The organism is Ureibacillus thermosphaericus (genome assembly GCF_012396605.1).
GTDB lineage: Bacteria > Bacillota > Bacilli > Bacillales_A > Planococcaceae > Ureibacillus > Ureibacillus thermosphaericus.
The window spans coordinates 52,335-65,431 of sequence record NZ_JAAXPW010000002.1; the positions used below are offsets into that span (position 1 = coordinate 52,335).

A 13,097-nucleotide genomic window follows, 5' to 3' on the forward strand; every position below is an offset into this window, starting at 1 on the left:
TTTTTCCAACTCGATCTTTTTCCACGACTTTCCCCTATACTGGTTCAATTTATTGAATGCTACCTGTACTTTTCAAATTTGACTTCACAACGACTTCTACATCTGCGTTTTTATATGCTTCTAGCCATTCCTCGTGAGTCATTCGATTTTTAGGCAAAGTATGAGCATAATATTTTAAACCGAAACCGAACGGGTCATATCCTTCCCTTTTCATCTCATGAATAAATTCTGATACTTTTTCCTTCATTTCCTCATCTAACATTTTGCTATATCTTGATAATTCTTTACTGCTTAATGTATTCTTTGATTCTGTGATCACCCCTGCTAATTTCATTTCGATCTTTATGGAAGCTTTATTATTTTCTACATTTACATTGTATTTTGACTTGATGGAGTCAATTCTAGAAACAAAATATTCACGTTCTCTTTTTACAGCAAAGAATATCGTCTTTGCATTCATAGAAAGTGTTTTAAAAAGTAAAGTTTTGTCGGTATCTAATTCGTATGGAGGCCGATTATCTGCCAGTACTATTGATTTATTAATAATAAAATGTGTTTTCGGTTCGTTCATTTCAACAATCGGTAAAATTGGATCAATTCCTTCTTCTTTTAACCTTCTTCGAAAATCAAATAAAAAAGTGGAGATAATGTATGAACTTTCTGCTCCGTTATTGTCAAAATAATTGAAGATGGTTGGTTGTAATGCTGTTTCCCCTGCAGGTAAAAATTTAATAATCTCTTCAGCATTAGGTCTACCCACTGCAAAATAAGAAATCATTTGAATATCAGGTCTTCGTATGAGAAAATCCAATATTTCCTTATAATTATCATTTTGAAGTATTTTCTCCCCAACCACAATTAGCTTCGAGTGGCCAAAATCCAATTCTTTATCTAAATGAGATTCCAATATCGAAATCGTTTCTGCCAACGTCTTACCGTTTTTTGAAAGATATGTGTACTCAGGCGTTGGATTTTGTCTAAACGAACTCGTTGGAACATAAAGCTTTAAGATGATTTTGTATGGTTTTTCAGGATCATCGGTCTCATCAATCCCAATCATCGAAACAAACACCATTTTATCTATATCTTTGAATTCTCCGCAACCTGTGAGGACGACTAGGAATGGAATCGTTATTAGGATGAATAATTTAACTTTCATTCGCTTTTTTATTAGCACCTTTCATCCTCCTAATGATATAGATAAATAAAAAAATCATAGCAAAGAAATTGACAACAGCTATGTTGAAGAAGTATTTGGAGTATTGAAACAACTGATACTCTGTTAATGATACGATTATATAGAGAGAACTAACGGTGAAAAAGACAATCAAAATGATATAACCGATATTTATTCCTTTAAATTTCATTTTTTCTAATTTGAAAATATACTTGAATAACTCGACCGCTACATGCCAGTGAATCAAGATACTTAAAAAAGCCATTGATAAATAAAGAAGTAAAAAAACATATACTAGACGTTCTATTACAAAATATCTCATTCTCATGGAGTCGCTCGTAGCAATCCATGGATAAATAAGCTCACCAACTGTCTCCGAACCATGAAAACCGATTGGTATAAAATAAGTCGTAAAAGTGGTTGCAATGGCGATAAAAACAAGTACAATGATTTGTTTTAAACCAAAGTTTTGTTTTTGGGTAAAGAAACGGTTAAAAATCACGAGATTCACTACGCCAAGAAATAAAAATATACTTGAAGAAACTGCATGTATATTGGGTGCTTGCACAACATGTAACATTGCTTCCCTAATAAAATCCCAATTTAAATTTTTGCTTGTATATGCTTTGATAATAATAAAAATAATGATAGGAAAATTAATTACAAAAACGATTTCGATGGTGTATAACACTCGATCGGTTTTCATAAAACATCCAAATATAATAGATAAAATTAAGGTTAACCCAATAAGCATAATTGGTATATCAGGAGTTAAATACCGTATAAGCAAAAAAGAGTAAGTAATTAATGTGCTTATCCCTGCAATAAACCACATAACCGCCATAAAAAATAATAATGGATAGTAAAACCATTTAGATGTCGTTTGTACCAACAGTTCCGGAAATGTCTTCCCTGGGAAGGCATTAAAAAATTTCGTATAAACAATCACAATTACTAGCCCTAATATGATACCGACAATTAAAGACAATACAGCTCCATCGTTTCGATACCGCAAAAGAATGGTAGGAACAGCTGAAATAATATTTGCAATCATATTAATCATGACTAAATAATAATAAAATCGACTCAAGCCTGTCCCTCCGAATCCTGATTACCTTTTCGGTAGTTATAAAACCTTAAATACGGTTCCCCAAAGCTTGTCAAATTTACTAGATACATAATGAAACATAAAAAACCTAATGTGAGGCCAGCTAATCCAAAAATACTCGCAATCACAATTAAAATTAATCGTACGATGCGTATTGCAAACGCCATTTCATTAACAGGAATGACGAAGGTCGAGATTGCAACTGCCGATACGATAATGACCATGATATTAGAAGCAAGGGCCGCTTCCGTTACAGCTGTTCCTAAAATAAGACCTCCAACCGTTGCTGCCGTTGCACTAATCGCCTTCGGAAGTCGAATACTCGCCTCGAGTAACAGTTCCATAAAAAAAAGCATAAATAATACTTCTACAAAGGAAGTAAATGGAACTCCCATTCTGCTTCCTGCGATGGTCAACATTAATTCTGTTCGAAATACCTCTGGTGAAAAGGACACAGCGCCTATATAAATTCCTGGAAGTAAAATACATACGAATATACCAATATAACGCAGCAATTTTAAATAATATGAAATCGCTAATGTGTGGTAATTATCTTCCATGGTTGTCATAAAATCGAAAAATACGACAGGCGCAATCATTGATTGAGGGCTACCGTCTACCAACAATATCACTTTCCCACCAGCAAGGTTGTAAACAATTCGGTCTGGTCGTTCTGTTAGTAACATTTTAGGAAATAAGGAATACCGTTGATCATTTAATAAAGTATTGAATTGAGGTGCCTCTGTAATGACTTGCATATCAATTTTCTCTAATTTTTCCCTGATACTTTCCAATGCCTTTCGTTTTACTTTTTTATCATCATAAATTAGCGCCATTTTTGGCTTATTTACTTCACCTTTTTCGAAATATTCAATCATTAAAGACGGTTGATGATACGAAGAACGTATCACATTAATATTGGTCATCAAGTTATCACTTAATGCCAATTCAGATCCATGGATGGTTGTTTCAACAGAAGTAGAATTGACATCACTATTTTTTGATAACTTGAAATCAAGGGAATATAAATTGTCTTGAATTTCAATAAGTACATTCCCTTCCATCACAAAATAAAGTGCTTTTTCTTTTGAAGGGACTTCTTGAAATTGAGGTAATGCAAATAAGTAAAGGTTAAATTGTTCTTGTGTCGGCAATTCAAAAAATGGATTAATAATGTATTTTTGATATAATTCTTGGTCAATTAGCGATTTAATAAATAATACTGTAATTTGTTTATGATCTAACTCTAACTTCTTTTGTATCAAATCATTCTTATCTTCAAATTGACTGGCAATCCATGAAAGATTTACTTTTGAAGACATTGGTATAATCTCCAATCTTCTATAGTATGAAGCAGTATATATTTTAGAATATCCAATTCACATACTTGCTAACCGTAAATTTATGAAAACGATTTATGCTCTTTACACACAAAAAGGATAAAAATTAGTGATGAATTGAAAAAATAAAAACACCTGTAAATCTTATTCACAAAGAATTACAGGTGTTTTCAATTAAAGTCTTTCTATTTTCAAATTTAGAAAAATTAATTAGTCGCGATTTATTCAAAATTAGTGTTTATCAATCGGTTCTTTTGTTAGCGATTCGCTCATTTTGCAATATTGAACGAAGACGCGAGCTAATTCACGTAAACGCTCATGAATATCCTGATCGATTATTTGATCATTTTCACCAAAATGGGATGTATGAGTATATACATAGTTTGGAGTGACTAAACAGCGGAAATAATCTAAAATCGGTCTGAATTGATTTTCCACAACTAAATGGTGTTGGAATGTGCCACCGTTAGCCACAATTGCTGCTGGTTTATAGCGCAACGCTTTTGGTGGCAACATATCTAAAGCATTTTTTAATACGCCAGGAATGGACGCTTGGTAAATAGGCGTTGCAAATATATAGCCATCCGCTTCTTCGAATTTTTGAATCATCATTTTCATATCGTCATTTAGCGGACTTCCATCTAAAATTTGATGTTTTAATTTAGAAAAATATAATATTTCCAATTCCAAACTGGAATCAAATTCTTTTATATATTGCTCCACCTGTCTTAAGAGCGCACCCGTCTTTGTACCAAAAACTGTACCATCTACGAGTAGAATTTTCATGTTGTAAATCCTCCATCTATTGTTATCATCCATCTGTTAATTGTAGCAAATGCACAAATCTTTCGATAGGGAACCGTATTAAAAAAGAAAAAGTTCAGTCTTTAGGCTGAAAATATTATTCCATTGTTAGTTTACTGACGGGTATTTTAACGCGCATTCTCATTTTATTATGGAGCATTCATTTAATTTATACTAAACGAAAATTTATTTTTGTTTTTTAATTCATCAACAAAATCAAATTATTTACAAACACTTGCCAGTTTTCGGACTTGCGGTTTCTCTCAAACTATTCGCCAGGTCTGATATGATAACAGAAAGCATTCCCACTGTTCCGCCAAAAACCATAGCTGAACGTCTGTTCATAGTAAACAACCTTTCATTTTCTTCCTTTCCCCATCATAAAATAATCAATATTTCAAAGCTAGAAAGTTGAAAATCTTTTACTTATTTATAATTTCACACATACTTTCAAATATTTAACCATATTTTAAATAATGATTGGGAAAGGATGGGATTGGTATGCAGAATGATTTGAGTAGAAAACCAAAAAAGAAAATTGCTTTTATCGTTGAGTATAGTGCTATTAAAGGCTACTACCCATTTGAAAGAACGAGCATCCTTGCAAAACTATTAAAAACTGAAGAGGACGTTACGGTTTTTCTTAAAAATGTATCAGATGAAGCATTAGAAATATTTACAGATGCACAACTTTCACCGATACTCTATGACCATATCGACGAACTAGTAAAACACCTGAAAGAATTGCAGCCAGATTTAATTGTACAAGATGGAAAAGATACGTATGTTGAATATGTAGAAACGATTAGACCGCTGTGCAAAACGTTAGTGCATTTCGATGATTTTGGTGAGGGAGCAGAGCTTGCTGATTGTAATATTATGTCTATATTAGAAGAAACGAGAGAAACGACTGCTCAAAATATTCTAGCAGGAAGCTTCGCCTTCGCGGTTACGGATACACTAAAATCAATTGCTGAATCTAGAGTTTCTAACGAATTATCAAACCCGCCACATATCATCGTTGCTTATGAAGATGGAGACGACAACAACTTAACATACCGCACTTTGCGCCACTTAACCCACCTACAAATCCCACTAAAAGTGACAATAGCAATCGATCGAGAATATAAGCATTCAATCAGCGATTTACAAATGATGGCGTTGAGCCGAAGAAATACAAAAATTTTCAAAGATGATAAACCACTCGATAAATTATTGCCAGTTGCAGATATCGTCATTTGTAACGCCAACTATACGCCATATAAAGTGGCTGCCGTCGGTATCCCTTGCATCGTATCAGCACAAAATGAACGGGAATTAAATAATATCTTCCCAAGAGAAAATAACGGTTTTATAAACTTAGGATTGGGCCGCAAAATGAAGCAGTCTAACATTCAAAATGCTGTTATGGAATTATTACTCCATGAAGCAAGACGTGAACGAGCAGTTCGAAAACAAATTCAATTAGAAATCCAAGATAATAATGAAGTATTAAAATCGCTTCTACTAGATTTCGCCTATGAACGGCATAATATTGTATCATTATAACCTAGCTTTTCAATACTATTTTCCTATATATCTAAACTTTTTAGCCGGTTCGATTTTAGAATCGGCTGTCTTTTTATATTAAATATCCATAAATTTTGTTAATTGTTAAAATTTTTGGATAGTCATCTAGAAAATCTTCATAGGTATGTAGTACTATATAAATAAGCAGGTATTAATAAAAGGAGCTGATGGCATTGGAAAAATTTACAGTTCTAATTTGTGACGATTCTCTCCTCATTAGAAAGAAATTAAAAGAAGCCCTCGAAGAATTAAATTTTCAAGCAATCTATGAAGCACAAAATGGCATTTCAGCAGTAGAACAAGTAGAAAAATATAAGCCAAATCTAGTATTTTTAGATATCGTTATGCCTGAAAAAGATGGAATTGAAACACTAAAAGAAATCAAAGAAATCAGTCCTGAGACGAAGGTTATAATGGCCTCTTCCGTTGGTACAAGCAGCAAATTAAAAGAAGCCCTTCAACTTGGTGCATATGATTTTATTCAAAAACCTATTCAATTTGAAACTCTTACGAACATTGTTGAGAAAGCCTTAAAGGAGGGATAATCCATGTTTAGCCAATATTTCGGTCACTACTTATTAAATCGTGGATTGATTACAAATGAACAACTTCAAGATGTGCTAGAGTATCAAGAAGCGGTGCACGTAAAGTTTGGTGTTATTGCTGTCGACAAAGGTTTGATGACTTCTAATCAAGTAAATGAAGTCCATGAAAAACAAAAACAAATGGACAAGCGTTTCGGTGAAATTGCTATTGAACTTGGATATCTAACAGAAGAACAAGTTGAAGAGCTTATTTCCCATCAAAAACAAGGCCATCTATATTTAGCACAAGCGTTAATAGACCGCGGTTATATGACAATGGACGAATTCAGTTCAGCTTTAAATGACTATAAGAAAGAATATAGTCTATCCACCGAAATGTTTGAGGAAATTCAAAGCGGAAATATCGATGCATTAGTGGAAAACATTTTAACTAAAGATCACAAAGAAATTCGTGAACAATACGGAGACTACATTTCCCTTTTTGCGAAAAATATGATTCGCTTCATTGATCGCCAAACATTCCTTAAAATTTCAAACGAAGAAGTTCATCATTCAAAATGGTTCGTAAGTCAAGAAATTACTGGAAGTGCTCCACTATTTACAGCAATTGCAGCTGATGATCAATCGTTGCTGCACATTGCATCGAACTATGCAGAAGAGAATTTAACTGAAATTGACGAACTTGCCAAAGATGCCTTTAGTGAATTCCTAAATTTACATAACGGAATCTATTTAGTCAACATGTCGAACTGGGGCACAGAACTTTCTATGAATCCTCAAAAATTCCAAGAAAATGTCAAGGTCTCAGGCGAATTTGTAACGGTAACAGTGAAAACTCAAAAAGGATCCTTCCAATTAATCCTTTCTACAAATCCCGAAAAAGTGAACATCCATTAATTTGCATCAATGGTCGAATACGGCCATTGTTTTTTTAGATGAATGAAAACTCCAATCCTTTATGATACAATAACCATATTAATGTGACTGAACATGAAAGATGGGAGTTAATTATGTTGACAAAACGAGAAATTGAACAGCAAATTGCTGAAATTAAAATGGATTATATCAATTTGCAAGGCGATATAGAGAAACTTGAAAATACTGGCCATATTGATTCGGTAATGCAAGCAGAAGAACGACTAGCTCGTATGGAAAAGAAATTAGCAGAGCTCAATAAGCTACTCGCGGAAATGTAAATCGCGAGTTTTTCTTTTTTTCAATTCATTTCCCTTTCTAACAGAAATTGTACTTTGCATTATTATAATTAAGAAATCCATTAAATTCTCTTACTCTTCCAGAAAATTTATTTTTACTGTGAAAATCAAAATTTCCCCTTCTGTAATATTCAACTAAAATAATTTCCCTAAAATTGAAACTTTCGCCCAATAAAAACGTAATTATTATTAGAAAAATGGTTATACATTATTTAGTCGTCCACTTTTTTCAAAATTGACTTTGATTTATCTTACTGATAAGATATCTAATGCTGTTTTCTCTTACAATAACAAAATACAACTCTAAACCATTATTGGAGGCGGTATATATGACAGTTACCATCTACACCCAATCTAGTTGTTCTTCTTCACGCAAAGCAATTAAATGGCTAAAAGAACACAATATCCCTTTTACAGAAAAACGGATTACATCTCAACCACTAACATTATCAGAGTTTAAAAACATATTGCGCATGACGGAAGATGGAACAGATGAAATTATTGCAACAAACTCAAACGACTTCAAAAACTTAGATGTTGACATTGATCAACTTTCCATCCAAGAGCTTTATGAATTAATTAAAGAACATCCTCGAATGCTGCGTAGTCCAATTTTAATTGATGAAAAACGCATCCAAGTCGGTTATAACGAAATGGACATCCGTCGATTTATTCCACGCAAAGTTCGTGTATATGAATTAAATGAATTGAGAAAGCATGCTGACGAAATTGTAAGTTAAATTATCTTCCCCTACCCTTGTACTGAAAATGAAAGTGGAGCTGAAAATAATGGATAACCAACGATATGAAACCATTTCCAGCCTATTTGAAGTGATTTCAACGCTAGAGCGAAAATGGTCTAATGAATGGAATCAAATTAATGATTTAGGTTTTTCAAAAACCCATATTCTTTTGTTAGATTTACTTGCAAAAGAAGGTCCAAAACGCCCTTCTCTCATTGCGGAACGACTAAAAATTACAACAGGCGGAGTAACCGTTTTAACATCGAAACTGTTAAAAAGCGGATATATTCAAAAAACACAAAGTGCAAACGATCGCCGCGTATCTCAAATCGCAATTACTCCTGAAGGAAGAAAAGTATTAGAACAATCCAAAACTCAGGTGATGGCATTAGTTCATTCCATGTTTGGCATGTTATCAAACGAGGAAATCCAAACATTGCATAACATTTTTGAAAAATGTTTAGAAAATTATCCTTATAAATAAAAAGGGGTTGGAAGTATGTTTGTACGTCGAATGATAAGGAAAATGCAAGTTGCCTATAATAGCAGCTTGCATTTACTGTTTCCATAGAAAAAACTTGTGGCCATAGGATGACCACAAGCTACTTTTCATTGTTATACAGGCACAACCACATCTACCAAGTTGTTATCTGACATTAAAATTTCTTTCAGTCTTTGCTTCGCACGGAATAAGCGGGATTTTACAGTGCCGATTGATACTTTCATTAAATTGGATATTTCAGCTAAAGAATATTGCTCAACGTAAAAATACCAAAGCGTCTTTTGATAAATACTATCTAATTGTTTCATCTTTTCCTGCACAATTTTAGTAATGACCACTTTTTCAATTTGTTCTTCTGTGGAAACTTCATTATTTGGAACCAATTCTAGTATTGGAACGTCTAAAGTTTCAGGTTGATTCATTACATACTTACTGCGGCGCACATTTTTCCGATAACGATCTCGAAACGTATTCATCGTAATGGTCGTAAGCCATGCTTTTACATGATCAACTTGTTCCACTTGCTTTTGGTTGCGGACAACTTTTACCCACACCTCTTGCATTAAATCCTCAGCTTCTAAAGGATTGCGCGTTAATTTTAAACATAAATGATATATATAACGATTAAACTCTTCGTAAACATCACAAATTTTACTCATCGTTCAATTCCTCCGTATTTAAGAGCTTTCTGTATACATTTTCCCAAAAATTTGTATTACACTCTATATGATTAGCTTTCAATTACATTACATTCCTGTAAGATTTCTATTATTGATTTCCCCTTTTTATTACCTTTCTCAAAATGTTCTGACATTCGCTTGAAATTACCAATTCTATGATATACTAATTTTTAGAAAATTTTTTTTGAATCGGGGGATTTATATGGACTTGCAACGTTTTCATGAGTATTTTGAAAAAAATCGCGAAAAGCATTTACAGGAGCTATTTGAATTTTTATCTATTCCTAGCATCAGCGCACTATCCGACCATAAGCAAGATATAGAGCGTGCAGCTCAATGGCTAAAAAATCAGATGGAACAATTGAACCTTGAAAATGTATCCATTGACCAAACAGCTGGGCATCCTGTCGTTTATGGTGAATGGCTTCATGCTGAAGGAAAACCAACAGTATTAATTTACGGACATTATGACGTTCAACCAGTTGATCCATTGCACTTATGGAAAACAGAACCTTTCAAACCTGAAATCATTGAAAATAAATTGTATGCTCGAGGAGCGTCCGATGATAAGGGACAAATATTCATGCACCTAAAAGCAATTGAAGCACTTTTCTCGATTCTCGGTACATTGCCTGTCAATGTAAAATTCATTTATGAAGGTGAAGAAGAAATTGGAAGCGCTAACCTTCCTTCTTATATAGAGGAAAATAAAGATAAATTAGCAGCAGATTTCATTTTAATCTCTGACACAAATATGTATGGTCCAGGTAAACCGGCAATCTGCTATGGATTACGAGGACTTACAGGCCTCCAAATCGATGTGCGTGGAGCGAAAAGCGACCTGCACTCTGGTCTTTACGGTGGTGGAGTGCAAAATGCAATCCATGCGTTAGTAGCAATTCTTGATTCATTCCGAGATCATACAGGTAAAATTTTAGTCGAAGGATTTTATGATGACGTTCGACCACTATCAAATGAGGAACGTAAAGCCTTTGCTGACCTACAATTTAATGAAGAAGCATTAAAAGAGGAACTGGAAGTTAATGAATTGTTTGGCGAGGAAGGCTACTCCTATCTTGAAAGAACTTGGGCTCGCCCTACTTTAGAAATCAATGGAATTTTCGGTGGATTTTCTGGAGAGGGAATTAAAACCGTTTTACCAAATGAAGCAGGAGCAAAAATAACTTGCCGACTTGTTCCAGACCAAGATCCCGACAAAATCATTGCGTTAATACAAAATCATATTGAAAAACATACACCTAAAGGGGTAACAGTCACTGTAACGAAATTTGACAGCGGGGCACCATATCTTACACCTTTTGACCACCCATTAATTCAAACAGCAAGCAAATCGTATGAAAAAGTGTATGAATCCCCTACTGCATTCACTCGCGGCGGAGGATCTATTCCAATTGTTGCAACCTTTGATCAAATCTTAAATATCCCTGTCGTGTTAATGGGATTTGGTTTAAGTACAGAAAACTTCCATGCACCAAATGAACACTTCCACTTAGAAAACTTTGATAAAGGATTGCGTGTTCTTTGCGATTATTTATGTGAAGTTGCCAACCTCTCTTTGTAATTGAGTAGTAAAATTTTCGTTAAAACTTTTTCTCACTAACCTAAATTTTCCATAAAAAACGTTTAAGAATTTTGTACTGTTTAGACCCCTTATGAAAAGTCATGAAATTACTTTTATATTGTCAAATATTGTATACATTTTAGTATCCCTTTGAAGTTTATAATATAAATAGGGAAGAAATACCCAGAAAACCATTGTATTTCCAAGGTATTTCTTCCTTCCTTCAAAGAGAGGGGTAGAAAAATGAACGCTCAATTGTACCATTTAACAAGGTTGGAATCGCTCACAGGAAACCTTTTTATCGATGGCAAGTATACAGAAGCTATTGAGTTGGGTAAAGAACTATTAGAAACCGCTAAAAAAACCGAAGATATTAAGGCCACGATGAATGCCCATTTGAATCTTGCTTGTTGTTATTATTATTTAGGTGAAATTGAAATCGCTTTCCAACATATTCTTGATTATAAAGTGTTGTGTGATGAATTCGGAGACGATCGGGATAAGTATTACTTATATTACCTAAGTGCTTTGATATATGCTTATGAAGAAAATTTCGAAGAAGCAAAAGAAGCGATGAAGCAATGTATACGGATTGCACAAGAATTAGAAATGTTTTATTCAGTAAGCAGCAGTTTCAACTCCTACAGCAACTACTTATTGCATGAAGGAAACTATGAAAAAGCACTTCACTATGCGTTAAAAGCATTAGCCATTGCAAAAGAACATTGCCCTAGTGAAATATTATTGCAATGTCATATCTATTTAAGTATTGCATCAAGTTATATCGGTTTGAATGAATTATCGAAGGCAGAAAAAATTATCAATCATCTAGAGCTCAACCAGTATATCAACAACCTACCTCATGAAAAAGCGCACTTTCTCCATGTGAAAGCCACATTTCATCGTTCCAAAGGTGAGTATGATATAGCATTGCAATTATTACATAAATCTTTCAACATATATTCTGAATATAATAATCAAATGAAATTAAAGTCTATATTGAAAGTAATTGCAGAAATTTATGAATCCCTTGGCAATTATAAGAAATCTTACGAAGCGATGAAAGAATATTTAACAATTGTTGAAAAACTGTTTTCCACTCGCCTTTCATCTAAAATACGAGAATTGGATGTCAATCAAAGCATTAAAGCGATAGAAAAACGGGCAAATGTGGACAGTTTAACAGGAGTATATAATCGTTATTATATTGAAACAACATGTGACAAGTGGCTCAAAGAAATAAAAAAAACAGATGAACATATTTGTTGTGTCGTCATCGACATTGACTCGTTTAAAAATATTAATGATACCTTTGGCCATTTAATAGGTGATGAAGTGATTAAAGGGGTCGCACAGGCTTGTTTAAAGGTGGCTAATGAAGATAAAGAAAATATCATCGTCGGTCGTTACGGTGGGGATGAATTTATTGTCCTCTTAAAAGGATATCCTTCACATTCCATTATGGAAAGAGCAAAACAACTTTATAATGAAATTACTTCCTTTCAGATAAACTATTTAACAAATGAAATTAAAGTGACTGTTAGCATCGGAGTAGTATGTACCAATAGCATTCCATATGCTAAAAAGTTCACTCAAATCTTTAAAGTTGCCGATCAAGCTCTCTATATGGCAAAAAGACAAGGAAAAAATCAAATTGTCTACCTCTCAAATGAAAACTGTTAAAATACAAAAAGGCTGGTTCGCCAATGCGTCCAGCCTTTTCCAAACCTTATAAGCTAGTTATAAAAAATATAGGGGAGGTTTTATTGATCAGTCGAACAAATTTTAGGTTCTTATGAGCTTACATGGTACTTTTACTAAAAGAGCAATTTT

General features: G+C 33.6%; 13 protein-coding genes. 8 read left to right on the forward strand and 5 right to left on the reverse strand.

Annotation, left to right across the window (positions count from 1 at the left end; all coding sequences use genetic code 11):
- Positions 1–49 precede the first annotated feature (49 nt).
- The 4 genes from HF990_RS01535 to HF990_RS01550 all read right to left on the reverse strand — a co-directional run bounded on the left by HF990_RS01535 (position 50) and on the right by HF990_RS01550 (position 4,411).
- Entirely contained in the window at positions 50–1,177 is a 1,128-nt protein-coding gene (locus tag HF990_RS01535; RefSeq protein ID WP_184656206.1) for a Ger(x)C family spore germination protein, read from the reverse strand.
- Positions 1,149–2,267, reverse strand: coding sequence for a GerAB/ArcD/ProY family transporter (locus tag HF990_RS01540; RefSeq protein ID WP_096550250.1), 1,119 nt, complete (start codon positions 2,265–2,267; stop codon positions 1,149–1,151). Before HF990_RS01540 ends, HF990_RS01535 begins: the two co-directional genes overlap by 29 nt.
- Positions 2,264–3,607, reverse strand: coding sequence for a spore germination protein (locus HF990_RS01545; protein ID WP_016837355.1), 1,344 nt, complete (start codon positions 3,605–3,607; stop codon positions 2,264–2,266). The genes HF990_RS01540 and HF990_RS01545 overlap by 4 nt, the downstream gene beginning before the upstream one ends.
- Before the next feature lie 249 nt (positions 3,608–3,856).
- The gene (locus HF990_RS01550; protein ID WP_016837356.1) at positions 3,857–4,411 is read right to left on the reverse strand and encodes an NADPH-dependent FMN reductase; all 555 of its coding nucleotides are present in this window, start codon (positions 4,409–4,411) and stop codon (positions 3,857–3,859) included.
- A gap of 519 nt (positions 4,412–4,930) precedes the next feature.
- On the opposite strand from HF990_RS01550, the gene HF990_RS01555 reads away from it, so the two are divergent.
- From HF990_RS01555 to HF990_RS01580, 6 genes are all read left to right on the forward strand, one after another.
- Positions 4,931–5,977: a PseG/SpsG family protein gene (locus HF990_RS01555; RefSeq protein ID WP_016837357.1), complete on the forward strand. Its 1,047-nt coding sequence runs from the start codon at positions 4,931–4,933 to the stop codon at positions 5,975–5,977.
- 188 nt (positions 5,978–6,165) lie between these two features.
- Positions 6,166–6,543, forward strand: a complete 378-nt coding sequence (locus HF990_RS01560) for a response regulator (protein WP_026018993.1) — start codon at positions 6,166–6,168, stop codon at positions 6,541–6,543.
- A gap of 3 nt (positions 6,544–6,546) precedes the next feature.
- The gene (locus HF990_RS01565) at positions 6,547–7,440 is read left to right on the forward strand and encodes a hypothetical protein (protein WP_096550248.1); all 894 of its coding nucleotides are present in this window, start codon (positions 6,547–6,549) and stop codon (positions 7,438–7,440) included.
- 113 nt (positions 7,441–7,553) lie between these two features.
- The gene (locus HF990_RS01570) at positions 7,554–7,739 is read left to right on the forward strand and encodes an SE1832 family protein (RefSeq protein ID WP_016837360.1); all 186 of its coding nucleotides are present in this window, start codon (positions 7,554–7,556) and stop codon (positions 7,737–7,739) included.
- 347 nt (positions 7,740–8,086) lie between these two features.
- Complete coding sequence (gene spx / locus HF990_RS01575) at positions 8,087–8,497, forward strand: transcriptional regulator Spx (RefSeq protein ID WP_016837361.1); 411 nt, start codon at positions 8,087–8,089, stop codon at positions 8,495–8,497.
- A gap of 49 nt (positions 8,498–8,546) precedes the next feature.
- The gene (locus tag HF990_RS01580; protein WP_168411835.1) at positions 8,547–8,984 is read left to right on the forward strand and encodes a MarR family winged helix-turn-helix transcriptional regulator; all 438 of its coding nucleotides are present in this window, start codon (positions 8,547–8,549) and stop codon (positions 8,982–8,984) included.
- Positions 8,985–9,115: 131 nt separating this feature from the next.
- On the opposite strand, the gene HF990_RS01585 is transcribed toward HF990_RS01580, so the two are convergent.
- Positions 9,116–9,661: an RNA polymerase sigma factor gene (locus tag HF990_RS01585; protein ID WP_016837363.1), complete on the reverse strand. Its 546-nt coding sequence runs from the start codon at positions 9,659–9,661 to the stop codon at positions 9,116–9,118.
- Between the two features lie 223 nt (positions 9,662–9,884).
- Between HF990_RS01585 and HF990_RS01590 the strand changes: the two genes are divergently transcribed.
- Positions 9,885–11,264, forward strand: a complete 1,380-nt coding sequence (locus HF990_RS01590; RefSeq protein ID WP_168411837.1) for a dipeptidase — start codon at positions 9,885–9,887, stop codon at positions 11,262–11,264.
- A gap of 243 nt (positions 11,265–11,507) precedes the next feature.
- Positions 11,508–12,947, forward strand: a complete 1,440-nt coding sequence (locus HF990_RS01595; protein ID WP_168411838.1) for a tetratricopeptide repeat-containing diguanylate cyclase — start codon at positions 11,508–11,510, stop codon at positions 12,945–12,947.
- Positions 12,948–13,097 lie beyond the last annotated feature (150 nt).